This is a genomic window from Cytobacillus oceanisediminis, assembly GCF_022811925.1.
Taxonomy (GTDB): Bacteria; Bacillota; Bacilli; order Bacillales; family Cytobacillaceae; genus Cytobacillus; species Cytobacillus oceanisediminis_D.
On the sequence record NZ_CP065511.1, the window covers coordinates 1146120 to 1171125 of the forward strand.

At 44.3% G+C, this 25006-nt stretch carries 25 protein-coding genes and 1 other annotated feature; of the genes, 17 read left to right on the forward strand and 8 right to left on the reverse strand.

Annotation, left to right across the window (positions count from 1 at the left end; genetic code table 11):
• Positions 1 to 41 precede the first annotated feature (41 nt).
• Genes IRB79_RS05995 through IRB79_RS06005 form a run of 3 tightly spaced genes read right to left on the reverse strand, consistent with a single transcriptional unit; the run spans position 42 to position 1726 of the window.
• Positions 42 to 1295: an ATP-binding protein gene (locus tag IRB79_RS05995; protein ID WP_243507365.1), complete on the reverse strand. Its 1254-nt coding sequence runs from the start codon at positions 1293 to 1295 to the stop codon at positions 42 to 44.
• Positions 1296 to 1343: 48 nt separating this feature from the next.
• The gene (locus IRB79_RS06000; RefSeq protein ID WP_009335037.1) at positions 1344 to 1538 is read right to left on the reverse strand and encodes a YwbE family protein; all 195 of its coding nucleotides are present in this window, start codon (positions 1536 to 1538) and stop codon (positions 1344 to 1346) included.
• Positions 1538 to 1726: a hypothetical protein gene (locus tag IRB79_RS06005; RefSeq protein WP_243507367.1), complete on the reverse strand. Its 189-nt coding sequence runs from the start codon at positions 1724 to 1726 to the stop codon at positions 1538 to 1540. The genes IRB79_RS06000 and IRB79_RS06005 overlap by 1 nt, the downstream gene beginning before the upstream one ends.
• Before the next feature lie 219 nt (positions 1727 to 1945).
• Here IRB79_RS06005 and IRB79_RS06010 point away from each other — a divergent pair, with 219 nt between their 5' ends.
• On the forward strand, positions 1946 to 3772 hold the full coding sequence (locus IRB79_RS06010) for a M6 family metalloprotease domain-containing protein (RefSeq protein ID WP_243507368.1): 1827 nt from the start codon (positions 1946 to 1948) through the stop codon (positions 3770 to 3772).
• A 41-nt stretch (positions 3773 to 3813) separates the two neighbouring features.
• Here IRB79_RS06010 and IRB79_RS06015 read toward each other — a convergent pair whose 3' ends face one another.
• From IRB79_RS06015 to IRB79_RS06030, 4 genes are all read right to left on the reverse strand, one after another.
• Complete coding sequence (locus IRB79_RS06015) at positions 3814 to 4734, reverse strand: ketopantoate reductase family protein (RefSeq protein WP_243507370.1); 921 nt, start codon at positions 4732 to 4734, stop codon at positions 3814 to 3816.
• A 202-nt stretch (positions 4735 to 4936) separates the two neighbouring features.
• Complete coding sequence (locus tag IRB79_RS06020; protein WP_243509260.1) at positions 4937 to 6388, reverse strand: carbon starvation CstA family protein; 1452 nt, start codon at positions 6386 to 6388, stop codon at positions 4937 to 4939.
• Between the two features lie 670 nt (positions 6389 to 7058).
• Positions 7059 to 7790, reverse strand: a complete 732-nt coding sequence (locus IRB79_RS06025; protein WP_243507372.1) for a LytR/AlgR family response regulator transcription factor — start codon at positions 7788 to 7790, stop codon at positions 7059 to 7061.
• Entirely contained in the window at positions 7759 to 9528 is a 1770-nt protein-coding gene (locus IRB79_RS06030) for a sensor histidine kinase (RefSeq protein WP_243507374.1), read from the reverse strand. The genes IRB79_RS06025 and IRB79_RS06030 overlap by 32 nt, the downstream gene beginning before the upstream one ends.
• A gap of 189 nt (positions 9529 to 9717) precedes the next feature.
• Between IRB79_RS06030 and IRB79_RS06035 the strand changes: the two genes are divergently transcribed.
• From IRB79_RS06035 to IRB79_RS06075, 9 genes are all read left to right on the forward strand, one after another.
• The gene (locus IRB79_RS06035) at positions 9718 to 10128 is read left to right on the forward strand and encodes a GNAT family N-acetyltransferase (protein WP_243507375.1); all 411 of its coding nucleotides are present in this window, start codon (positions 9718 to 9720) and stop codon (positions 10126 to 10128) included.
• Between the two features lie 58 nt (positions 10129 to 10186).
• On the forward strand, positions 10187 to 11008 hold the full coding sequence (locus IRB79_RS06040) for a DUF2268 domain-containing putative Zn-dependent protease (protein WP_243507379.1): 822 nt from the start codon (positions 10187 to 10189) through the stop codon (positions 11006 to 11008).
• Positions 11009 to 11641 carry an NUDIX hydrolase gene (locus IRB79_RS06045; protein ID WP_243507381.1) on the forward strand — a complete coding sequence of 211 codons (633 nt, stop codon included), beginning with the start codon at positions 11009 to 11011 and terminating at the stop codon, positions 11639 to 11641. It begins immediately after the preceding gene.
• 17 nt (positions 11642 to 11658) lie between these two features.
• Positions 11659 to 11955 carry a hypothetical protein gene (locus tag IRB79_RS06050; RefSeq protein ID WP_243507383.1) on the forward strand — a complete coding sequence of 99 codons (297 nt, stop codon included), beginning with the start codon at positions 11659 to 11661 and terminating at the stop codon, positions 11953 to 11955.
• Positions 11897 to 12199, forward strand: a complete 303-nt coding sequence (locus tag IRB79_RS06055; protein ID WP_243507384.1) for a hypothetical protein — start codon at positions 11897 to 11899, stop codon at positions 12197 to 12199. Before IRB79_RS06050 ends, IRB79_RS06055 begins: the two co-directional genes overlap by 59 nt.
• A 58-nt stretch (positions 12200 to 12257) precedes the next feature.
• Positions 12258 to 12998, forward strand: a complete 741-nt coding sequence (map, locus tag IRB79_RS06060) for a type I methionyl aminopeptidase (RefSeq protein ID WP_243507386.1) — start codon at positions 12258 to 12260, stop codon at positions 12996 to 12998.
• An 88-nt stretch (positions 12999 to 13086) separates the two neighbouring features.
• Positions 13087 to 13368 carry a hypothetical protein gene (locus tag IRB79_RS06065; protein ID WP_243507388.1) on the forward strand — a complete coding sequence of 94 codons (282 nt, stop codon included), beginning with the start codon at positions 13087 to 13089 and terminating at the stop codon, positions 13366 to 13368.
• A gap of 142 nt (positions 13369 to 13510) precedes the next feature.
• Positions 13511 to 13718, forward strand: a binding site (T-box leader).
• A 48-nt stretch (positions 13719 to 13766) separates the two neighbouring features.
• Positions 13767 to 15023, forward strand: a complete 1257-nt coding sequence (tyrS, locus tag IRB79_RS06070) for a tyrosine--tRNA ligase (protein WP_243507390.1) — start codon at positions 13767 to 13769, stop codon at positions 15021 to 15023.
• A 78-nt stretch (positions 15024 to 15101) separates the two neighbouring features.
• A complete protein-coding gene (locus IRB79_RS06075; RefSeq protein WP_243507392.1) occupies positions 15102 to 16097 on the forward strand; it encodes a zinc-binding dehydrogenase in 996 nt (331 codons plus the stop codon).
• 45 nt (positions 16098 to 16142) lie between these two features.
• Here IRB79_RS06075 and IRB79_RS06080 read toward each other — a convergent pair whose 3' ends face one another.
• Positions 16143 to 17186 carry a lactonase family protein gene (locus IRB79_RS06080; protein WP_243507395.1) on the reverse strand — a complete coding sequence of 348 codons (1044 nt, stop codon included), beginning with the start codon at positions 17184 to 17186 and terminating at the stop codon, positions 16143 to 16145.
• Between the two features lie 125 nt (positions 17187 to 17311).
• On the opposite strand from IRB79_RS06080, the gene IRB79_RS06085 reads away from it, so the two are divergent.
• The 7 genes from IRB79_RS06085 (at position 17312) to IRB79_RS06115 (ending at position 24995) form a co-directional block, all read left to right on the forward strand.
• Entirely contained in the window at positions 17312 to 18076 is a 765-nt protein-coding gene (locus IRB79_RS06085) for a hypothetical protein (protein ID WP_243507397.1), read from the forward strand.
• Positions 18077 to 18302: 226 nt separating this feature from the next.
• Positions 18303 to 18599 carry a hypothetical protein gene (locus tag IRB79_RS06090; protein WP_243507398.1) on the forward strand — a complete coding sequence of 99 codons (297 nt, stop codon included), beginning with the start codon at positions 18303 to 18305 and terminating at the stop codon, positions 18597 to 18599.
• Positions 18600 to 18719: 120 nt separating this feature from the next.
• Complete coding sequence (locus IRB79_RS06095) at positions 18720 to 19535, forward strand: STAS domain-containing protein (RefSeq protein ID WP_243507400.1); 816 nt, start codon at positions 18720 to 18722, stop codon at positions 19533 to 19535.
• Positions 19536 to 20034: 499 nt separating this feature from the next.
• Positions 20035 to 21258, forward strand: coding sequence for an S-methyl-5-thioribose kinase (gene mtnK / locus IRB79_RS06100; RefSeq protein WP_243507402.1), 1224 nt, complete (start codon positions 20035 to 20037; stop codon positions 21256 to 21258).
• Between the two features lie 13 nt (positions 21259 to 21271).
• A complete protein-coding gene (gene mtnA, locus IRB79_RS06105) occupies positions 21272 to 22333 on the forward strand; it encodes an S-methyl-5-thioribose-1-phosphate isomerase (RefSeq protein WP_431833427.1) in 1062 nt (353 codons plus the stop codon).
• Between the two features lie 395 nt (positions 22334 to 22728).
• Positions 22729 to 24000 carry a S8 family peptidase gene (locus tag IRB79_RS06110; protein WP_243507406.1) on the forward strand — a complete coding sequence of 424 codons (1272 nt, stop codon included), beginning with the start codon at positions 22729 to 22731 and terminating at the stop codon, positions 23998 to 24000.
• A 206-nt stretch (positions 24001 to 24206) separates the two neighbouring features.
• Complete coding sequence (locus IRB79_RS06115; protein WP_243507408.1) at positions 24207 to 24995, forward strand: class II aldolase/adducin family protein; 789 nt, start codon at positions 24207 to 24209, stop codon at positions 24993 to 24995.
• The last annotated feature ends 11 nt before the right edge of the window (positions 24996 to 25006 follow it).

Sequence of the window (25006 nt, forward strand, 5' to 3'; positions counted from 1 at the left end):
GAGTGCACACAGGCACTCTTTTTTTTGGCAATTTCTCTTTCTTAATCACTCTTCAGCAGGGGCAGTACAATTTTCACTGTCGTTCCCTTGCCAATATCGCTGTCATATTCAATCGTTCCTTGCATTTCACGGATGATCTTGTTCGTAACCATGCTGCCAAGGCCTGTGCCCTTCGTCTTTGTTGTATAAAAAGGCAGTCCGATATTCTCTAATTGCTCGGATGTCATGCCCCGGCCGTTATCTGCAATGGTTATTTCAACCGTGTTGTGAAAATAATCTGCAGAGGTGAAAATATGAATCCTTCCCTTTTCCGGAACTGATTCTATTCCATTCTTAATCACATTCATGATGGCCTGTTTCAGGTGGTGTTCATCTCCCTGAACATAAAACGGTCCTTTATCCGCGTACTCAATCACAACATTGGAATAAGAGGCAAGCGGCCTCATGAGCAGTACACAATCCTGAATCACGTCATGCAAGGGGACATTAGCCAGATGGAACTGCTCGGGCTTTGAGACTTTCAAATAGTTCGTAATGATGCTGTTTGTGCGATCCAATTCCTCAATTATGAGCGGGGAGAACTTTTTTAAACTCTCATCCGCCGTATCCTGGCTCAAATATTGAATGAAGCCCCTCACAGTGGATAAAGGATTTCTGATTTCATGTGCGATGGAAGCTGCCAGCTGGCCGACCATTGTCAGCTTATCCATATACATCATTTCATTGATCTGTTTGTTCGTTTTAAAAAGATTCTCGATTACAAAGATTAGGGCAATAAATGTTAGATAAAACGCCGCGAAGTAAGTCAGGTAAAAGAATGTATCCAGAAAAATGACGGCTGTAGCAAGTATGGAAATATATAGGTAAAAATAAAAGAATAGAATGAATGAACCAGTAACCACCCGATGGCTGGAATTAAGGAACACTCGTCTTAGGGAAAGGGTAATCACAAATGCCAGAATGGAAACCAAAATCCCAATATAAATAAACTGGCCGCCTATTAAATAGCGGCTAATGACTGTACTTAGCATCACTATGGATCCTGGAAGCCATCCTGTATACAGCGTCACGATCATGATGGCGACCATGCGCAAATCAAAATGGGTTTCCCCCAGCGTTTCAATGGGATAAAACATGCACAAAAGTGCCCCGAATGAGCCAAGCAGTCCGTAAATCAATTTTTGTTTAAGGGTGAGAGGGGTCTTTGTCTGATATGGAAAAAACAAATTCCCGTTAAACGTAAATGAAAAAAGAATTGTAATGTTTACCAGTAAAGGCTTGATCAGTGTAACCAATAGTCTCCTCCAAGTATATTCAAATCTAGTGAAAGGGATCTGTCCCTATTAACGTAAAATTTGTTTTACCCGGCCAACCTGTCCATCTTCCAGTCTCACTTTTATACCATGCGGGTGAGAAGGTGACTTTGTTAGAATGTCTTTCACGATTCCTTCTGTCAGCACACCTGTCCGCTGATCCTTTTTAAGAACAATTTTTACTTTTAATCCAGGCGCAATTGCAGCGCGATTCTGCCCTTCCATTACACACCCGTCCGTTTCCGCTGATTATTGGTCTTCTTTGTCTGCTGGCTTTTCAATGCTTTCGCCGATTTAACCGGAGTATTATTGAACTTTCCGCCTGTCTGCTCTTGTTTTTTATTCATAAGCTGCTGTTTCATTGCTTCTTTAAGGCTGATTTTTTTTCGTTCATTGTCTTCTATATGAGTCATGTTAGAGTCTCCTTTATTTACATATCCCTCTATTATAAATCATTAAACAGTTAAAGGAAATTTCACAGAGAAATTATCTTTTTTACCTGTAACTTTTCAGAAAAATAAGTCTTTAAGACCACGAGAATTATTATCAAACCATCCCTTGTTCCTATTTAGAAAATACTGAATATTTTGTACTATTTAGATTACAGAAATAGATTATAGGGAGTGAGTCAATTGTTAAAAGTCCTATCAACTTCAGCTTTATCCCTTGCTTTAGCAGGAAGTGCCGTTTTTGCAGGAGCAGGACCGGCAGATACTCAGGCCAAGCAGGAAAGTAAGCATCAAATCAGTCTTGCCCATCATGTAGGTGCGTCGCCGGAGCTTGCTGCCAAGGCAAAGGAATTGGGAATTGATCTATCAAAAGTGGATCCGGCTGAGAAAGCAGCCAAGGCAGGTGCAAAATTCCAGCAGCCTGGTGACAATCATGTGGCGTATAAAGAAGCAACAGGAGATATACCGGTTCTTGTTCTTCTGGCAAAGTATCCGGATGGTGATGAGCCGGTCGGCGATATGCCTGGACAAGTTCCAGCTGAGTATTATGAGGATCTAATTTTTGGGACTGAGTATAATCCTTATGAGCTTCCTCAATTCCAGAAATATGATGGTGAGAATGTTCCAAAGGACCGCACGATGCAAAACGCTTATAAAGAATCCAGTTATGGTAAAACAAACCTGGTCCGCAAGGAAAATACTGAATTTGTCTGGGTAGAAATGCCAAAAGGTGCATCATACTACTTGGATCAGGAAGGCAAATATGCTGAAAACGGTACATACGTAAATGGCAACGTGAATGGAGATGCCCATACAGGCGAGTTCATCCGTGACTTATTGAAAGCGGCAGACGAGCAGGTTGATTTTTCAAAGTATGCCGAGGATGGGGAAGTGCCTAACGTTTTCGTCATTCATGAAGGTACAGGAGCTGAATTCAGCCGTGACCCGGCACAGTTCTGGTCTCATAAGTGGAATATCCTGAGCGCGCTTTACTATGGCAAATACTATGAAACTGGCAAACCTGCTGATGTACATGCTGGCATGCCTCAAAATGAATGGATTAATAAAACAGTTGCAGAAGATATGACCTATGATGGCGTAATCGTTAACAACTACAACATCCAGCCAGGCATCGGCGGAAACGTTGCCGGATTTGATGCTGCAACAAATTCTTATAAAGAAGAGGCAAAAACGGGTCCATTCCCGGCACAAACCGGGGTTTATGCACATGAATTTGGACATGCATTAGGATTGCCTGATTTCTATGATACGGTTTATAGCTCTGAGGGTGTAGGAAACTATTCGATGATGGCGGGCGGCTCCTGGATGCGCTACCCGGATGCTGCAGCTTATGCCGGAAACTCTCCAACGCACTTTGATCCGTTCTCTAAGATTTTCTTGGGATGGGTAAATCCGATTGAAGTGAAGCCTGAAGATGGCGTGCAGGAGATTACACTGCCGGCAATCAATAAAGCCGATGCAGACAACGGCATCGTCAAAATGGAAGTGCCGGGCTCGAATGGAACGGAATACTTCTTATTCGAAAACGTCCAGCAGGATGGGTTTAACCAGGGCTTAATTCGCCAGGGTGCAGATTCTAAAGGTTTAATGGCGTGGCATGTAGATGAGAACATCATCAACTTGTACCAAACTGCCGGCTTCCGTCCAAACAACGTGGAAAACTGGATGAACAAACGCTTCCAGTACAACCAATCTGAAACAGCAAGTGATGGTACAGTAGTGACACACTACGGTTTATCCGTTCTACAGGCAGATGGCAATTATGATTTGGAGAAGAATGTAAATCGCGGTGATGCTGGCGACTTCTTTAAAACCGGAGGAAAAATCACGCCTGTATCCGGAAATGTTCACACGGGTTCTTACTACTTCTGGAAGGGCTATAGCTCAACTCCAGCTGATTCTGGAATCCATGTAACAGATATTAAAGAAAATGCAGATGGATCCATCACGGCGAAATTCTACTATAATACGAACAGCAGCACGAATTAATAGACTAAAATCCGAGCGGGGATACCTGCTCGGATTTTAGTTTAAAGACTATTTTTCTCATAAACTTTCAGGTTAGCGTATATCGCACCGATAACAGGAGCATCCAAATCCAGCAGCTTAGCCTTTTCCAGCAAATATCCAAAGAAATGATCAGCTTCGATTGCCTGCTGCTTTTCCATATCGCGCTGCAGGGAAGATTTCATTTCATAGCCCATTTCTTTTATTTTTTGAACCTGGGCATCTTCAATCCCGTCAGCCAGCGGAGCATCCAAGCCCCTCATAATGGCAGATGCTTCTCTCAAAAGTTCTTTAACCGAACTCAATCCGAATGTCTGATCTCTGATCGGCCCAATTGGAGAGCGGAACAGGGAGGTGACGCCAGAAAGTGTGGAGATAAACAGGTACTTATGCCACATCTCCTGTTCGATATTTTCGGAGAGGCGGAAGTTTGCTTTTGTACCTGAAAAAGCCTCTTGAAGCTTCAGGATCCGCTCCGTTTTTTCGCCGGATCGTTCCCCAAAAACAAAGTCATGGACCGGGCTGGTTTGAATCACTTTCCCATTTTCACCAAGAGTGGTTTCAATAAAGCAAAGGCCGCCAAGAACGTTCTCTTCCCCAAAAGCGGCTGTCAATTCATCAATGTGGGCAATTCCATTTAAGAGAGGAAGAATCAAGGTTTTATCGGCTGTGTATGGATGGATATCCTCTATGGCTCCCTCAAGATGATAGGCTTTTGTTGAGAGCAGGATGACATCGAATGCATCTGCCTTTTCTCCGGCTTGGATTGTTTTCGGCTCAGGAAACTTCATATCCCCATGTACACTTTCCACCAGAAGCCCGTATTTCTCAAGCTGCTCCTTTCTGTTTTCTCTTACCAGGAACGTAACATCTTCGCCTTTTTCCAAAAGCCTTCCGCCAAAATAGCCGCCAATGGCGCCGGCTCCGACAACTAATATTCTCATTTTATAGTGCCTCCTTTGGTTAAATGGAAAAGTGCACGCATGTACGTGCACTTTTGCTAAGTTAAATAGAAGAATAACCCGATTACAGATATTACACCAAAAATCAACTTGGCAGGAAGAGGAAGAGAATCTGTGCCCTTTTCGTTTATTCTCTTCTCTTCCTCATTTACCGTTTCACGGTATTTGGGACCGCAGCAGCCCATTAAGCGGATTTCTTCCAGCCGGAAATATCTTCTTCAAGCGGCAGGTTATTCGCCCGGGCCTTTTTAGCAGCAGAGAAGAATAGTGCCACAAGAATGACTGTACCGATTGCTCCGCCAATCCAGGAAGCATTCATCGATAAACCGAAGCCGATTTGCGCATTAAAGATATACGTTAGGACCATCAGCAGCATGAATATTCCCGGAATAAGGGAGATCCAGTAATTTTTCTTCGCGATATACAAGTACATGGCACCGACAAACAGCGCGATTACCGCAGTTGATTGGTTAGCCCAGCTGAAGTATCTCCATAGGATGTTAAAGTCGATTTGCGTAAGTGCCAGTGAGATTGCAAATAGAGGCAAAGCAATCATTAGGCGGCTTGAGAATTTCTTCTGTGCAAAGTTAATGTAATCAGCAATAATCATACGTGCACTTCGGAAAGCCGTATCCCCGGAAGTGATCGGAAGGACCACGACACCGAGAATCGCAAGCGTTCCGCCGATTGCTCCAAGCATCAGGGTAGAAGCTTCGCTTACCACGGCACCAGGACCTCCGTTAGCAAGGAAATCACTTAAACCGTTATAGCCATCGAATAAGCTCATTGCAGCAGCAGCCCAGATCATGGCGATGATACCTTCTGCAATCATCATGCCATAGAAAATCTTACGTCCCTGGTTTTCATTCTGAGTTGTACGGGAGATAATCGGTGTCTGTGTTGCATGGAATCCGGAAAGAGCACCGCAAGTGATCGTGAAAAACAGCAATGGGAAAATAGGTGCGTTAGCCGGGTGGAAATTCTGCAGTGAAATTTCCGGGATTTTAGCTCCTGTTGCAACTAAGCCAATCCCTACGCCAAGTGCGCTGATTAAAAGCAATGCGCCAAAGTAAGGGTACAGGCGGCCGATAATTTTATCAACAGGCAGCAAAGTCGCCAAAATATAATAGATGAAAATCGCAGCAATGATTAGTGTGAGTGAGATCTTCTGATCCAACACTACATAAAGCAGATCAGCAGGAGTAGTAACAAACACCGTACCAACCAATAACAGAAGAAGAACAGCGAAAGCGTTCACAACATGTTTCATGACTTTCCCGAGGAACTTGCTCGCAAGCTCAGGCAAATGCGCGCCGCGGTTCCGGATCGAAATCATTCCTGTTAAATAATCGTGAACAGCACCGGCAAAAATACAGCCGACCACGATCCAGATAAAGGCAACAGGTCCGTAAAGCGCTCCCATAATCGGGCCGAAAATCGGACCAGTACCAGCAATATTCAACAGCTGAATCAGCGAGTTCTTTGGTGTGCTCATAGCGATATAGTCCACACCGTCAGAATGCGTGTAGGCAGGAGTCGTCCGTGCCTCCTTCACACCGAATACTTTTTCAACAAACTTGCCGTACGTAAAATAACCAATAATTAAAAGTGCAATACAGACTAAGAAAGTAATCATCATTATCCCCCTTTATGAATGCGTTTACATAAATTATATAAGAAGAAGAGGAAATTTGAACAATTTGTGTCCAACATGTAAAAAACAAAGATTAAAATGCAGTGATGGGGGATTAACATGCATCGAAGGATGGGAATGTATAGAAAATTCATTATATTTGGCGTCTGGGCCGGGGAGCGCAGTTAAACTGGTATATAGCGCAAAAATTAAAAGGAAAGCGCAATTATCCGAGGCAAAGCGCTATTAAGCTTTTGAAGCGGCGCAAATCCAGCTTTAGGACGCAATTCCACTCAAGGAAAGAGCAATTAATGATAATAACGGCTCAAAATCGCATGGGAAAGCGCAATCCTCATCCAGCTCGGCGCAATTCCAAATAATAAAAGCGCAAATCCGAACTCAAAGCGCAAAAACTTCACAGATAAGCGCAATCACACACTGTAACAGCGCGAAACCGAGCACAAGAGCGCAATCCTCATCCAGCTCGGCACAATTCCAAATAATAAAAGCGCAAACCCGAACTCAAAGCGCAAAAACTTCACAGATAAGCGCAATCAGACACAATAACAGCGCGAAACCGAAGCAGAAGAGGGCAATCCCCGCCAAACAAAGCGCAATCACCTCAAACTTGAACCCCCACAAAAAACAAAAAAGCACCGTCCTCGATGCTTTTTCACAACTCCAATCGCACCCGCAGTGTCTTCACATAATTCCGGCTCACAGACAAGAGTTCTTCCCGGCCTTCCATCTCAAGCTGGTATGCGCCGTTGAACCAGGGGGTGAGTCGTGTGACATAATCCAGATTCACCAGATAGCTTTTATGAATCCGGAAAAAGCTGAAGGGAAGCAGCCGGCTCTCCAAATCTTTTAGCGGGGTTTTGGTTTCATGCTCCCCGGTTCTGGTTATAATCCTGGATACTTTTTCATCCCGGTAAATATAGAGGATTTCTTTTGGCTCGAGATATAGAATTTCCCCATCTTCTTCAACAGCCAGTTTGCCGGCCGGCTTGCTGATATCATTTTCTGTTTTTGCCCCAATCAATTTTTCTACGCGCCTGATGGTCTGTTCCAGCTGTTCCTCGTCGTAGGGCTTCAGTAAGTAATCGGTTGCTTCATAGCGGAAGGCTTCAGCAGCAAACTGCGGGTAGGCAGTTGCAAAGATGATGAGCGGCACTTTTTTCAGCTCCTGCAGTGATTTGGCAGCTTCCATCCCGTTCATTTTGGGCATCTCCACATCAAGGAAAACGACATCCGGCTGAAGCTGGATGGCTTTCATCACCGCCGCTTCGCCCGATTCAGCCTCGCCGACTACCTGGATCACAGGAAATTCCTCAAGTAAATGCTTTAATTCATCTCTGCTGTATCGTTCGTCATCAGCGATTAAGGTTCGGATCGTTTTTTCCATCAATTTTTTCCTCCGTTTGCGGAATGGCGAATTGAATGTCAGTGCCGATGCCTGGCGTGCTAGCAATTTGAAGCGAAGCTTCCTCTCCAAACATCATGGTCAGCCGGCGGTTTACATTGTACAATGCAAGTCCTGATCCCGATTCTGACTGCAGGGTTTCCTTGCCGAGCTGTTCGGCTCTTTCCCGGCTCATTCCCTGTCCATTATCTTTCACTTTTACTATCGTCATTCCGTCCTGTTTCTGAATTTTGATCATAATGATACAGTCCTGTTCCTTGTTCTTAATTCCATGCTTTACGGCATTTTCCACAATCGGCTGCAGTGTGAGCGGCGGGATTCTTTCCAAAAGGGCATCTTCATCAATGTCGTATATGACTTCGAGCCGATCCACAAACCGGGTTTCTTCAATTGACAGATAAGCCTTTACATGTCTGAGCTCCTGTTCAAGGCTCGTGCAGCTGACTGTCGTGGCCGTCAGGTTTTGCCGCAGAAAATGCGATAAGGATACGAGCAATTTCCGTGCCTGGGCAGGCTCGATCCGCACAAGGGAGATAATCGTATTCAATGAATTAAATAAAAAATGCGGTGATATTTGAGCCTGCAGCGCTTTAATTTCAGCTTCCTTTGCCAGCTGGTAGGCTTTATCAGCCTCAGCGATCTCAAGCTGATTGCTGAGCAGTACACTGAGCCCGGAGATCAGCTCCATCACGAGATTAGTCATTTCTTTTTCCGAACTGAAGTAAAACTTCAGCGTTCCGATCGTTTCGCCGCGCAGCTTTAAAGGAGCTACAATGGCTGCGCCAAGAGGGCAGTTTTCCTGCCGGCAGTGAATGGTCTGGTCATTGGCAACCACAATTTCCCCGTGCTGAATGACATCCCGCGTTATCTGGGTCTGGATTGGGCTTCCCGAACGGTGGTGGTCATTTCCCAGGCCGACATGGGCAAGGATTTCGGTGTGATTGGTGATTGCGACTGCTTTCATCTGAAGTTCCTTATGTAAAATCAGGCAGACTGCCAGAGCGGACTTATGATTAATGCCTTCCCGAAGGTGAGCAAGCGTCTGGTCAGCAATCCGCAGTGTTTTTTGTGCATGAAAAGCACCTGCTTTTTCTTCTTCGTTTATAACATTTTTTATGATCAGCAGAAAAAGGGCACTGCCAAGTCCATTGGCTATAATCATGGGAATCCCGATCATTTCGACAAGTGCAATGGCTTTTTCTATAGGCCGTGAAATTCCGAGAATAATCAGCATCTGCACGGCTTCAGCTGTGGCACCAATGAAGAAGGCCGAAGACAGCTTCACATGTTCATTTTTTCGCCGGAAAAAGCCGGCAAGCAGCCCCGCCACAATGGAGGCCAGCCCGCAGGCAAACCCGGTAAAGCCGCCAAGCGTAAATCGGTGGAATCCCGCTATAATCCCTGCACCAATCCCTACTTTAGGGCCGCCAAGCAATCCTGCGAGCACGACTCCGATCACCCTGGAGTTGGCAATGGCTTCATCTGAAGCAAGCTCGGAAGCCCAGCGGTTGAACTGCAGTGTGTCCGTATTGAAGGCAAGCCCGGAATAGGTTCCTATGATGCCAAAGAAACCGAAAAAAAGAATGGCTTTATACTCCTGCTGCCGTTTTAATCTTTCGCCATAAATCATCTCTCTGAAAAAGCGGAACCTTGTCAGGATCAGCGCAATGGTGACAATGATTCCAAGCCGCTCCAGCATTGTAATCAGCAATTCAAGCATCCTTAGTGCCCCTTTAACCAAGTTTGTTATCATCATTTTAATAGATTAAAGAGTAAATGAAAAATGACCCGTTTGAATTTTTCAAAAAAATGTACAGGCTTTTCCTTCATATTTGTCGAAAATTTATTGTATTAAAGGGTCAGGAGGAATTCTGAATGCTTCTTTCTGATATAAAAGGGAGCTGATAAAATGATCGAATATGCAGTGAATTCAGAAGGAATTTCAGCAGATATGCTGGAAGGTTTTTTTGATGGATGGCCAAATCCGCCGAGCCCTCAAAAACATCTGAAGCTTCTAAAAAACAGCACGAAAATCGTACTTGCCGTTGACCGTGATAAAAATGCAGTGGCTGGGTTCATAACAGCAATCAGCGACGGAGTGATATCAGCCTACATTCCGCTGCTCGAAGTACTGCCTGATTACCAGCAGCAGGGAATCGGTCAAAAGCTGGTCACCCGCATGCTGGAAGAGCTGGACGGTATTTATATGATCGACATCATGTGTGATCCTGAATTGCAGCCGTTTTATGAAAGATTCGGAATGATCAAATCTTCCGGAATGGTGCAGCGAAATTATCAGAATCAATCAGGAAAGCAGTGACAGGGGATACCGGAAGCTGGGTATCCCTTCTGCTTACCTCTAATAAGGAGGACTTTCTATGAAGTACACCCTCAATCAGATTAGACCTGAAGAACTAATTGAAAACCGGCTTAACCTAAAGGGATTCCTTCAATCTCAGATCAGTCCCTTGATCGGCAGGAAATCCTGGATGCAGGACTGGGAACAGCTGGCCAAAAGATTTCAGCTACTTAAATTTGCAGTATTACCAGAAGCGGAGGCTATTAAATACAGCTGGAATCCTGAGGAGATTTCAGCAATCATCGAAGAAACGTGCAATGAAGCTGAGAGGCATCTTCACTTCGAAAGCCTAACCATAACAATCGTGCCTGCACTTTCTTTCCCGTGGTTTCAGAATTTCGATCAATCACTGTGGACAAATGGCTACACAATAGGTCCAGATACCATCATCCTTGCTATTCCGCCTCAGCCGGACCCCGACTTTTTAAAATATATGCTTGCCCATGAGCTCCATCATGCTTCCCCTGAAAATCCGATCTACAATCTCACATTGGAAACCTTTACTCTTGCGGACTGGTATAAAATGGAGGGGGGCGCTGAGTATTTCAGTCTTTCACTTTATAAGGACAAACGCTGGTGGAAGAAAGAATTTACTGAGGAAATCGAGCAGAACTATATAGAAATTGCCCGGCAAAACCTGATTACAGCAGACGAGGTTTTAAAAAGCAAAATCTGTTTTGGCAATAAAGAGATGGGCATCCCGGTATTTGCCGGCTATTCATTTGCTTATAAAATGGTAAGGCATTATGCAGAGAAGGAGAAACTTACGAAGTATCGGGATTTATATCAAGCAGACCCGCATGAAATATTCCATAGCTATTTGATAAAGGAGGCCATTTAATTGGAGACAGAACTTCTGAATATTTTTGATGAAAGCCGAAAACAAATCGGTGTGGCTTCCCGTGAAGATGTCCATAAAAAAGGTCACTGGCATGAAACCTTTCATTGCTGGTTCATCAGCAGGGAAAAAGATCAGGATTATATATATTTTCAATACCGCAGCAAAGAAAAGAAGGATTATCCAGGCCTTTTGGATATAACCGCCGCTGGCCACCTCTTAAGCCATGAATCTGTCATGGACGGCATGAGGGAAGTGGAGGAAGAACTGGGGATTCGTGTTGATTTTGCGGACCTGGTGCCACTGGGCGTCATTGATTATATCGCGGAAAAAGAAAATTTTATCGACAAAGAATTGGCCCATGTTTTTCTTTATTACAGCAATCATTCTTTAGAGGAGTTCAGCCTGCAGCCAGAAGAGGTTACGGGTATTTACCGGATTACCCTGGAAGACTTTTATGAACTGTGGTTTTGCGGAAAAGAATTTACTGAGGCAGAGGGATTCCAAGTCGACAATGGCATAAGAATCCCCAACTCCTTAAATGTTAGGAAAACGGACTTTGTCCCTCATCAGGATTACTATTATAAGCGTGTCCTGCATTCGATGCGTGAACAGATTGTTCAATCAAAGGTATGATTGAAGAGAAGAAGACAATGAGAAAGGTGTTCTTAATACTTTTTGCGCTTTTGCTGGCAGGGAGTTCACCATCATTGGCAACAAAATGGCTTGAACTTAATCCTGAAAAGGTTGAATCCCGCTCACAAGTTATTGTGCTGGGTACATATAATTTTAAAAGTAAACAAAAATCAAGCAAGGGTATTTTTTATGGAAGACAGTTTCAAGTCGAAAAGGTATATAAAGGAGAAGCAGCAGAAACCATCACAGCGGGCATTGATATTTACGATGCAGGATGGCGGCAAGTTCCGTTTATTTTTGGAGAAAACGAATGAAGCCCGCTTTCTTGTACCCATTGCCGGCCCCAATGGAATGGTTCAAGTGCAGGATGACAGGATTATATCAGGGCATGAGGATTTTTACGGACAAATACTGAGCGGAGAAGCAAGAAAACCTAGCCCTCCTAAATCAAATGAAGGAGGCCATCTGCTTGAAGTCTTGCTGTTTTCCTTTATAGGACTTATCACTTTCCTGTTGATTATTAGGTTTTTAGCAAGAGAAAAGGCGAAATCTTATTAAGCGCGCCACATTTAGATTATAATAGAGAAATAACAACTAATGAAAAGGCAGGATTCTTATGATAGTAAAAAATGAGGAAGAATTAGCAAAACTGAAGGAAATCGGCAGAATTGTCGCGGAGATTCGCGATGTGATGATTGAAAAAACAAAGCCGGGCGTAACAACCAAGGAGCTTGATGACATAGCCGGAGAGCTTTTTGAAAAGCACGGAGCGATTTCAGGCCCTAAAGGAGAATACGATTTTCCAGGCTTCACATGCATAAGCGTGAATGAAGAAGTGGCCCATGGCATTCCTGGAAGCCGAGTGATTAAAGAGGGCGATCTTGTAAATATTGATGTTTCAGGATCAAAAGATGGCTACTTCGCAGACACAGGCCTATCATTTGTCGTTGGTGAAGACGAGAAGCTGCAAAAATTATGTGATGCGGCTCAGGAGGCATTCGATGAAGGGCTGAAAAAATTAAAGCCGGGCGGCAAGCTGAGCCTTGTCGGAAAGACAGTTCACAAAGTTGCCAAAAACAATGGATTCAACGTTATCATGAATCTGACTGGACACGGTGTCGGCCGCTCCCTTCATGAAAAGCCGGACCATATCCTGAACTATTTTGATCCATGGGATAAGCAGCTGTTAAGAGAAGGCATGGTTGTAGCCTTCGAACCATTTATTTCAAGCGGAGATGAGGAAGTAAGAGAAATGAGCGACGGCTGGACGTTCGTCACACCTAACAAAAGCCATGTCGCCCAATGTGAACATACCGTTGTCATCACAAAAGAAGGACCAATTATCTTAACGAAATAAGCATGGACCAGGGGCATTGCATGTTCCTGGTTTTTATATATGATTACTGTTAATGTGCTATAATAGAGAGATACAGGAGGTGAATTAAATGGAAGAACAAATAGTGAAGATCCTGCATCAAATCAATGGAAAACTTGATGCACAGAGTGGGGTTCAAAAAGAGCAGGGTGTGATTCTAAGTGCATTAAAGTCAGGGCAGGAAATCTTAAAAGCCGAGATTAATGAATTGAGACTCCAAAATGCCAAGGATTTTGGTGAACTAAAAGAAAGAATAGATACCCAGGAAGTCAGCATGGAGCTTCTAGAAAAAGAAACATGGAGTAATAAAAAAGAAATCCATAGAATACAAAAAGTATTGGGAATGATGTAATCTGAAATGATGGCTATTAATGGATTCATTCCCCCAATATTTTTATACTTCCAGCTTCTCCAAAAAATCTTCAATTATTATTACTCACGAAAAAACACTTGAACAATTCCCTCCATTCCGCTAAAATAATAAAAATTTCAAATTTTAAGTAATGACAGAAACAAGTAGCTGCTTATCTCCCTGTTGCAGAGAGCTGATGCCTGGTGAAAATCAGCACATAGATAACAGCGAATTACCTTCTTGAACTTTCTCTGTGAACAAAAGTAGCAGGGAACGGCACGGACCGTTAATCCGCTGAGTGGAAGAGCAATCTTCAAAAAGGGTGGTACCGCGTTAACCACGTCCCTTTCTTTAGGGGCGTGGTTTTTTGTATTCAAATTAAAGAAAGGATGGGGGACATGGAGAATTTTATTGAAAAATTAACAGCCCAACAAAAACTCGAAGCAGAGAGGCAGCTTGAGGTTTACCGCAATGGCGTCCAGGAGATTCTGCCGGAAGCGGAGCTGAAGAATAAAATAGCCAAATCCCTTTTTCAGAACCAGCCTTTAAAAATTAAATTGGGGCTTGATCCTTCTGCGCCGGATGTCCATATTGGCCATACGGTTGTGCTGAATAAATTAAAACAGTTCCAGGACAACGGCCACATCATCCAGCTGATCATTGGCGATTTCACCGGGAAAATTGGCGACCCGACAGGCAAATCGTCAGCCCGGAACCAGCTCACCGATGAAGAAGTGAAGCATAATGCCAAAACATACTTCGAGCAATTCAGCAAAGTGCTGGACATGGAGAAAGTCGATCTTCATTACAACTCAGCATGGCTATCGGACCTCCAGCTCGAAGACGTCATCCGCCTGTCTGCCAGCATAACAGTTGCCCGCATGCTGGAACGCAACGACTTTTCAGAGCGCCTGGCCACAGGCAAACCGATCTCGCTTCATGAATTTTTCTACCCGCTGATGCAGGGCTATGACTCGGTTGCTCTAGAAAGCGATATCGAGCTTGGCGGCAATGATCAGCACTTCAATGTCCTGATGGGACGCCATCTGCAGGAACATTTCCAAAAAGAAAAGCAGGTGGTCATCCTGATGCCGCTCCTTGAAGGCCTGGATGGCAAAGAGAAAATGTCCAAATCAAAAAACAATTACATTGGTGTGGATGAGGATCCCAATAATATGTACGGCAAAACCATGTCCATCCCGGATGAGCTAATTGCAAAATACTTCAATCTCGCAACAGATCTGCCAGTAAAAGAAAAACAGCAAATCGCAGATGGGCTCGATAACGGCACTCTGCACCCGCGTGACGCCAAAATGCTTTTAGGCAGAACAATCGTCCGCATGTACCATGGCACCGGTGCAGCTGATAAAGCCGAACTGCATTTCAAAACCATTTTCCAAAAGGGAGCCATGCCGAATGAGATCCCGGAAGCCGAATGGAAGGGTGAATGTGAAGTCCTCATTACAGACCTGATTGCCGGCCTCGGCCTGCTTTCCTCCAAAACGGAAACGAGAAAAATGATTGCAGGCGGCGGCATCCGTTTAAACGGAGAGAAAGTCAGCGATGTTCAGATGCTCGTGAAAATCACAGACGGATTAGTTCTTCAGGCAGGGAAAAGAAAATTTGTGAAACTAAGGCTCAGCACTTCAAAGTAGGCAAATCGCTTTTTCCTCCTGGCACTTTCAAGATATGATAGAATAGACGAAATTTTTAAAGAAAAGCAGGTGGAGAAAATGAAAGCGATCATTCATGAAGGAAAAGCAGGCCGTGCCGGATTATCTTATGGTGAACTGGAAAATCCCGAGCCGGGTGCCGGCGAGGTCAGGGTAAAATTGAAAACGGCAGGCTTGAACCATCGTGATTTATTTGTCCTGAACCGCCATAAGCCAGAAGATCCTGCGCTTGTCATCGGTTCAGATGGAGCGGGAATCATAGACTCAGTCGGGGAAGACGTTACAGACGTGAAGCCAGGCGATGAAGTCATCATCAATCCCGGACTGGGCTGGAAGGAAAAGAGCGATGCACCGCCGGCTGGCTTTGAAATCGTCGGCTTGCCGTTTCATGGCACATTCGCCGAATATATCACCATTCCGTCTGAAAACGCAGCACCCAAGCCGGCGTATTTAACCTGGGAGGAAGCGGGCGTCCTATCCCTGGCAGCACTAACCGCCTACAGAGCATTATTCACAAGAGGAAAGCTTCAATCAGGCATGAAGGTGTTCATTCCAGGGATTGGAGGAGGAGTTGCAACCTTCTTAATGCAATTTGCAAAAGCAGCGGGAGCAACCGTATATGTTGCTTCCCGTTCGGAGGAAAAATGTCAGAGAGCGCTTGAACTCGGTGCGGATAAAGCCCTGAACAGCAGCGAATACTGGAATGGAGTCCTTGGCGGGGAAAAAGTCGATCTTGTCATTGAATCAGTTGGTCCGGCAACATTCAATAAATCGCTCGAAATCCTGCGCAATGGCGGCACCATCGTAACATTTGGCTCCTCCACAGGCGATCAGCTGGAACTCAACCTCCGCAGCCTCTTTTACGCCCAGCAAAATCTGCTTGGCTCAACAATGGGCAGTGCAGAAGAGTATCATGAAATGCTTCAGTTTATTGAAAAGCATCAAATCAGGCCTGTGCTGGATGAGGCACTGACGCTTGATCAATTCGAGCAGGCTTTTGATAAAATCGAAAACGCAGAACAATGGGGGAAGATTGCCTTTAAAATTGGTGTGTAAAAAAAGGGGTGAGATTCTGCGAAACGCAGTATCTCACCTTATTTCTTACACATGTAAAAACTTCACACAAACCGGATCCGGAACCATTACATCTGATTGAAGCAGTGTAAGCGTCCCGTTGTTTTCATCCCGGGAATACAAAATAATATTGCTGGAATTCTGGTTGGAGCCAATCACAAATTTTTCGGTTGGATCAAGCACAAAGTCGCGCGGCCAGTTTCCTTCTGTGGAGGTATGTCCCACAAACGCAAGCTCTCCATTATCCTGATTGACGGAGAACACAGCAATGCTGTCGTGCCCGCGGTTGCCGGAATAAATAAAGCGGCCATCGGAAGAGATATGAATGGCACTTCCCTGGTTATTTTCCGTAAAACCTTCCGGAAGCGTGGAAATAGCCTGCTTTTGAACTAAGCTTCCATCCTCATGATACTGAAGCAAAAGAACCTCTGAGCTAAACTCGGTCATCACATAGGCGTACCTTCCATTTGGATGGAACACAAGGTGTCTCGGACCGCTGCCCGGCTTTACAGACAGGATGCTTTTTTCCTTCAGAATGCCTTCATTCACTTCATACGTAATCACCTGGTCCGTTCCCAGGTCAACTGCAACTAAATACTTTTCGTCCGGAGTAAGTCCAGCATAGTGAGTATGCGGTTTTTCCTGCCTGCTGTCCGGTCCTGATCCGCTATGTTCAATAACCGAAACGGCAGGGTTTAGAGAGCCGTCTTCATTTGTTAAGTAAGACTCCACAGTCCCTTTATGGTAGTTTGCACTGAAAACATTTCGTACGGATGAATCCACACTGACATGGCAAGGAGGAGAGCCCTCTGCCACCTGGCTGTTGATTTTCTCAAGTGAACCGCTGCTGCTGTCAAGACGATATGCAGCTACTCCGCCGGATTCGCCTTCCTTGGCTACCGAGTATAAATATTGATTATCCTGGCTAATCGTTAAATAAGTGGGATTATCCAGTTTCGCTGCCGTTTTCACATCGGAAATTCTGCCCGCTTCTGTATCCAGAATAAATGAATAAATCCCTTCACTTTCACCCTTTGTGTATGTCCCTATGTATCCTCTGTACTTGGCCATATGAAGCCTCCTTTAAATGCTTTCTTCTGAAAATACTCTATCATACATCGCAGTTCAAACAAAAGGAAGAGGAATTTTACAATCGAAAAAGAATAGTAAAAAGGTATATATATGAGAGGATGATCATGTTGAAGGCACCCCATTCCATATTGTCGATTTGGAAAAGGTTTGACTGTTTTCCGATGGAGACCTTGACAAAAGCATGGTTTTACAATAAAGCAGGAATTAAAAAGCAGCGGGATGTTTCCTTAATGAAGGAGCACCGTGCCCAATATGGCATTACCGGAAACTGTTTTGACCTGGCGATCTGGCTTCTACATGAATTTAAGCAGGCTGGAATCGAGGCCTATCCGGTTGGCCACGAATTGAAAACGCCTTCTGCCCATGCGGCAGTGGTGGCAGTGGATGAAGAGGGGCGCCGCTATCTATGCGATCTGGGTGATCAATGGCTGCAGCCCATATTGATTGATCCAGAGGCAAGAGACTTTACGCCGGAAAAAGTAAGCGGATTTTTCCCGGCAGCAGATGTTCAGGTCTCATCTGAAGAAAGGCAGCTGGAAATCGCTTATCACCGACCGAACGGAAAAATATCGAGGCAGAGTTATGATACGGATGCTGCAGATATGAACATTTTCCTGGAAGCAGCTGAACGATCTCAAAACACTATTTATCCAAAGGCATTGCTGGAACAGCGGATTCCCTATAAAAACGAAACCGCCCACTGGGAATTTTATAATTGGAAAAGCTTTCTCAGTACTACAGAAGGCCTGTATCATGACGCCCCTGCGGATACTATTGAAGAATGGGCAGCCCGGATTCATGAAAAGACAGGGTATGATATTGAGTTTTTAATAGAAGCATTGGGCTTCTACAAAAAGCTGGGAAATTGAAAAACTGATGCGGGTTTAGAATCTTTTTATCTTAATGACACTCAAAAACTGGATTCGCTCATAAAATAGGAATTTCGCTCATAAACACAATAAAAACGATCATAAAATGGGGATTTCGCTCATAAACACAATAAAATCGCTCATAAAATGGGGATTTAGCCCATAAATACAAATGCTCATAACTTCCCAAGTTCCGCCCATAACGCGAATAACCAAAGGAGCTGCCATGTATATAAAACTCTATCAATATCATATCCGTCCGGAAAACGAACAGGAACTGATGCTGATCCAGCGGAAAGCCGGTCAAATCTACAGGAATTACATCGATGTTCAAACCAAAATCTTAAAAAACAATATAGATGAGACAAAGTGGACAGAAATCAGTTTTTTTAAGTCGGAAGAGGACTATCAAAACAAGCTGCCGCTGATAAATAGCGACCCCGACATCCAGGAGCTTTACAAAAGGTTTGAATCTCTGCTGATCAGCGGTATAAGGGAAGAGGATTATGAGGAATGGCTTTAAAACCATAGTTAATGACTCTTCCTCTTAAGGAAATTCTCCTATTTATCTACCATTCTGTCATTTTGAAGATATAGTAGGATATAATCTAAGCATGACAAAAGAGAGGAGATATACACATAGATGGAGCCTATTCAAAAAGTTTCAGCGTATCTTACTCAAAATGCGGAGGTATTATCCGAAGAGATTGTTGCAGAAATCGTAAGCCGGTTCAGTTTCGAAATTCCCAGACAGGAAATTGATGCGGCCGTTTCGATGTATGTTGAGTTTATAAATTATTTGGGAGCCATGATTGCGAACAGCGAAGACCGGGTTCCTGAAGGGCTGGTCGAGTGGAGTAAAGGAAACGGCGAACGGGCTGCCTCCATGGGAGGGAAAATTTCCGATATAGTCACCCGATATCCGGACACACGCCTCGTTTTTACTGATAGATTACGTAATATAGGGATAGAATTTGAGTTATCAGCGGATGAAGTTATTTCTATTGTGAAAAAAGTCAACTACATACTCGACATCAGCATTAATGAAACCGTATTTGCTTTTGAACGGCACTCCGAGGAACAATTAAAGGAGACGCAATCCCAGATAAATGAGCTGTCTGCTGCCATCGTACCCATTCAGGACAGCATTGCCATTCTTCCGCTGATCGGCAGCATAGACTATGACAGAGCACAAATCATCATTGAGAAAACAGTCCCGCGGGTAAGCCAGCTGGGAATTGAAACCTTAATAATCGACTTTTCCGGCACGGTGAATATAGATATTGAAATCGCCAAGCATATTTTTGATATCCGGAACATCCTTCTGCTGATCGGCGTCAACACGATTGCCACAGGTGTCAGACCGGATTTAGCGAAAAAAGCCGTTACCCTTGGCATCGATTTATCATCACTTGAAGTTTACTCGAATGTCCTGCAGGCGATTAGAAGCATTAAATAAATGAAATGATTGAAGCTGCTCATAAAGCGGCTTCTTTTTATATAAAAATAGAAAATAGAAATTTTTTAACTGCGATAACTGTCTGGCTTCAGCGCCTACCCCCTCGAGGTCACAAGCTTGTCTAGCTGCGGCTCCTAGGAACTCGAGACATAAGCCAATCCCTTTCAGAAGGAAAGAACACCTTCTTGCAGGGCTCGTCTTATGCCTGTCGTCCCTTGGCAGTCGCCTCCACATATCGGGCAATCCTCCCAAAAAGGCAAAGAACGCCTTTCCGTGAGGTTCGTCTTGTGCTTGTCGGGGGTGAGCACAAAGGAAAGCTTCCTTGGGTGTTCTTCGCAGGAACAAGCGCTTTTGGCTTGTTCCGAAGGCGCTTCCGCTTTTCTTTTAAAAAAATATTGTCGAACCCCCAGTCACATGATAGTATTTAGATATTTTCAAATATATTAAATTCACAAAATCATAGATACTATCAAAAAGATTCGTATTGGGGGCTTTTTGCATGACTGTTTTTACATCCGCCTATTTTACAATGACTGAACAGGAAGCCATTGAATATGCCAGAACGAGACTGAATTATTTTTCTCCAGATGCCGAATTGGACTGCAGGGAAATTGGCGATGGCAATTTAAACTATGTGTTCAAGCTGACTGACCATAAACACAATAAGTCTCTGATTATCAAGCAGGCTGGACCGGTTGCCAGAATCTCTGATGAATTTAAGCTGTCTCCTGACCGCAACCGCATTGAATACGAAATTCTGGACCTGCAGAACAAACTCGCTCCAGGTTTCGTGCCAAAAGTGTTTAGCTACGATCCCATTATGAACTGTACCGCGATGGAGGATCTGTCTGATTACACCATTATGAGAACAGCTTTAATGCAGCATGAAAAATTTCCGCTGTTTGCTGACCATATCTCGACTTTCCTGGTAAATACCCTATTGCTTACTTCCGATGTCGTAATGGGGCATAAGGAAAAGAAAGAGCTCGTCCAAAAATTTATCAACCCGGAATTGTGCGAAATTTCAGAGGACCTCGTTTTCACGGAACCGTTTTACGACTGTCCGAGAAATGAAGTGTTTGAAGGCACAAGGGAATTTGCCAAAAGGGAAATTTGGGAGGATCCAAAGCTTCAGCTTGAAACTGCTAAGCTTAAATTCGAGTTTATGACCAATGCCCAGTCCCTGCTGCATGGCGATCTGCACACAGGCTCGATTTTTGTAAAAGAAGATTCTACAAAAATCATTGATCCCGAATTTGCTTTCTGCGGCCCAGCCGGCTACGATGTCGGCAACGTGATCGCCAACCTGATTTTCGCCTATGTGAACGCGAAATATACAATGGCAGAGGGGGAAGAAAGACAGGTTCAGCTGGAATATCTCGAAAATACAATGGAAGATATTATCGACTTGTTCAAAAAGAAATTCCTGCAGGCATGGGATGAGAAAGCAACTGAGCAAACAGCCCGTTATGAGGGGTTTAAAGAATATTATCTGGATACAGTCCTGCGTGACACAGCAGCTGTCACAGGACTTGAACTGTGCAGGAGAATTATTGGGCTGGCATCTGTAAAGGATGTCACTTCCATTGAAGATTACAGCAGCAGAGCTGCAGCGGAAAAGATTTGTCTGGCAGCCGGAAAAATGTTTATTATAGATAGGGAATCTTTTAAAACAGGAGCGGATTTTGTACGTGTTCTAAAAGACTGTGAAAAAAGATTCTAAAGGAGGCAGCATGATGGGAAAACCAGTGGATGTCATCCAATCTGTCAGATTGGACGATGAAAATGACACGCTCATTCTATTAGATCAAACAGTTCTGCCGAATGAAAAGAACTTTTTGCATTTGAAAGAATTAAAGGATATATGGGATGCAATCTATCATTTGAAGGTCCGAGGTGCACCTGCCATTGGAATAGCCGCGGCTTACGGTGTTTATTTGGGCACAAAGCAATCAGCGGCAGCAAGCTATGAAGAACTTTATCTGGATTTTAAAAAAGCGAAGGAATACCTGGCGTCATCACGGCCAACTGCAGTCAATCTGTTTTGGGCGCTCGACCGCATGGAAGCCCGTTTCCAGAAGGAAGAAGGCAAAGCTGCAGCTGAAATAAAGCAGGCCCTGAAAGTGGAAGCAGAAAAAATACGCGCTGAGGATGAAAAAGTTTGCGAGTCGATCGGACAGCACGCGCTTTCCGTTCTTGAGCCTGGATGGGGCATTCTGACACACTGTAATGCCGGTACGATTGCGACCGCTAAATATGGGACAGCTCTTGCTCCGATTTATTTAGGACGGGAAAAGGGATATGATTTTAAAGTATACGCCGATGAAACCCGCCCGCTTCTGCAGGGGGCCCGCCTGACTGCATGGGAGCTCGAAGAAGCAGGTGTCGATGTTACGCTGATCTGCGATAATATGGCCAGCATCGTCATGAAAGAAGGCAAGATTCAAGCGGTACTTGTCGGCTGTGACCGTGTTGCAGCCAATGGGGATGCAGCCAATAAGATTGGAACATCTGGCGTTGCGATTCTCGCAAAACATTATAGTATACCTTTCTATGTTTGTGCCCCGCTGTCAACAGTCGATCTCGCATGCAAAACAGGGGACGATATCCAAATTGAATTAAGAGATTCAGAAGAGATTACTTCTAAATGGTACGAAAAGCCGATGGCGCCAGAAGGTGTGAGAACCTATAATCCCGCATTCGATGTAACAGGTAATGAACTGATCACAGGCATAATAACGGAGAACGGCATAGCTTATGCACCGTTCACTGAAAGTCTGTCTAAAATGTTTAAATAGGAAGAATACCGCCTCCTGGCCAAGTGGTCAGGAGGCATTTTCATAAATGCACTTCTATTCTTCATATCTTTAAAGCGTTTAACTAGGAAAATATCCCTGATCAAGATAAAAATAGAGTGTAATTTAACTCTTTACATCAATCAAAGGTACTATTTTATTTGGGGTAATTCCTTTATTTATGGGAAATTTAAGAAGAAAACAACATGTGAGTAGTATAAACTATTTGTAAACCCTCCAAATTGCCTGATACTTTTTGAGAAACTATGTTTCTGTGCCTGATTCCAAAGTCTGGTAATTAAATAATTTAGCATATTGTTAGAGTCTGAATATTTTAAATATACTTTAATTACAACAAGAAATGACAGGAAAAATATAGATTCGAGAGGAGAAAAAGGATGAAGAAAAAAAGGGCATTAGGAGCAGCACTTCTAAGTATGACTATGGGTTTATCAGTTTTCACAGCGGGGGCATTTGCAAAAGAGCCAGAGACTCAAAACGAAACCTACCGGGTATTGATCCAGGGACCGTCAAACGCTAAAGCTTCTGTGAATTCACAGGTGGACAAGCGCTGGGATTTTGGCAGCGATGGCATGACTGCAGAAGTCAATGCAAAGCAATACCAGGCACTTTTGAAGAACAAGAACTTAAAGATTGAAAAGGTAAGCGAAGTTACTCTTGATACTGCCAGAACGGAAGCTTCCAAGAAAGATTCGGTTTCTATTCAGGCAGCAGGATACCCTAGTGATCAGACACCATGGGGAATTGCTTCCATCTATAATAACAGCAGCATTACCAGTACGTCAGGCGGAAGCGGCATTAAGGTTGCTGTTCTTGATACGGGCGTTTATACAAGTCATATAGACCTCGAAGGCTCTGCAGAGCAATGTAAGGATTTCACACAATCCAGCCCGATTGTAAATGGCTCATGTACTGATCGTCAGGGACATGGTACACATGTAGCTGGGACGGTTTTAGCACATGGGGGATACGACGGCCAGGGAATTTATGGAGTAGCTCCACAGGCGAAATTATGGGCATACAAAGTCCTTGGCGATAATGGTTCAGGCTACTCAGATGATATTGCAGCAGCAATCCGCCACGTTGCGGACGAAGCATCCCGAACAGGTTCAAAAGTGGTCATCAATATGTCACTTGGTTCAAGCGGAAAAGATTCTTTAATCAGCAGTGCGGTTGATTATGCCTACAGCAAAGGTGTCCTTGTTGTTGCCGCAGCAGGAAATTCCGGCTACAGCGCTAATACAATCGGCTATCCTGGAGCATTAAAGAATGCGATTGCGGTTGCAGCCCTTGAAAACGTTCAGCAAAACGGTACATACCGTGTAGCCAACTTCTCGTCCCGCGGAAACCCTAACACTGACGGTGACTATGTCATTCAGGAAAAAGACGTGGAAGTGTCTGCACCGGGAGCAAGCATCGAGTCTACGTGGTATAACGGAGGCTATAACACGATCAGCGGAACATCCATGGCTACACCTCACGTAGCTGGCCTTGCAGCAAAAATTTGGTCATCCAGCCCATCCATGAGCCATACTCAGCTTCGCACAGAGCTTCAAAACCGTGCCAAGCAATATGACATTAAAGGCGGATACGGTGCAGCAGCTGGTGACGACTATGCATCAGGCTTTGGATACCCTCGTGTGAAATAAGCAGGCAGCATCATACCCCCGAAGAACCGTCCGATCCTCTGATCGGGCGGTTTTTATGAGTAGAATGAATTTCCGCGAATTACAAAATATTTCCGCGGAAATGATCATATTTTAGCGAAAGATGAAATCTGATAAAAAATGCTGATGCAAATCACTTTTGAATATACAATAAGGAGTGGATGTGAATAGGAAGGGAGCTGACAGCCATGGCTGTTCAAAATACATATATAAGCGATCAGGAAGCAAAGGAACTGATCTGCGAAATCGGCAGAAGAGTGTACAATAAAAACTTCGTAGCAGCAAACGACGGAAATATCTCCATTAAGATAGGCGACCATGAACTCTGGACAACACCAACCGGAGTAAGCAAAGGATTTATGACCCCTGAAATGATGGTCAAAATGGATCTTTCAGGCAATGTGCTTGAGGGCAATCTGAAGCCTTCATCCGAAGTAAAGATGCACCTCAGAGTGTATCAGGAAAATCCTGAAGCAAAGGCAGTTGTCCATGCCCATCCCCCTGTGGCCACTTCGTTTGCCATAGCCGGAATCAGCCTTGAAAAACCTGTATCTCCGGAAGCGATAGTCCTGCTTGGCAAAGTGCCGGTTGCCCCGTATGCCACACCAGGCACACAGGAAGTGCCCGATTCAATTGCCTCATACTGCAGGGATTACAATGCCGTTCTTCTTGCCAACCATGGCGCCCTAACCTGGGGCAGGGACATCACAGAGGCCTATTTTCGTATGGAATCACTGGAACACTATGCACTCATGCTGCTGTATTCCGAACACATCATGCAAAAGTCAAACGAACTAAGCACAGGACAAATTACAGAACTGATCTCAATCCGTGAGAAAATGGGCATTAAAACAGGCGGAATACCGGTTCCGGGAAGTGATAAGAAAATCCGGACAGCCCCCGGCCTGCAGGAAGAAATGATTGAAAGCATTGTTCGAAAAGTAACGGAAGAAGTCTTGAAAAACGTTTTAAAATAGCCAAAAAGGGA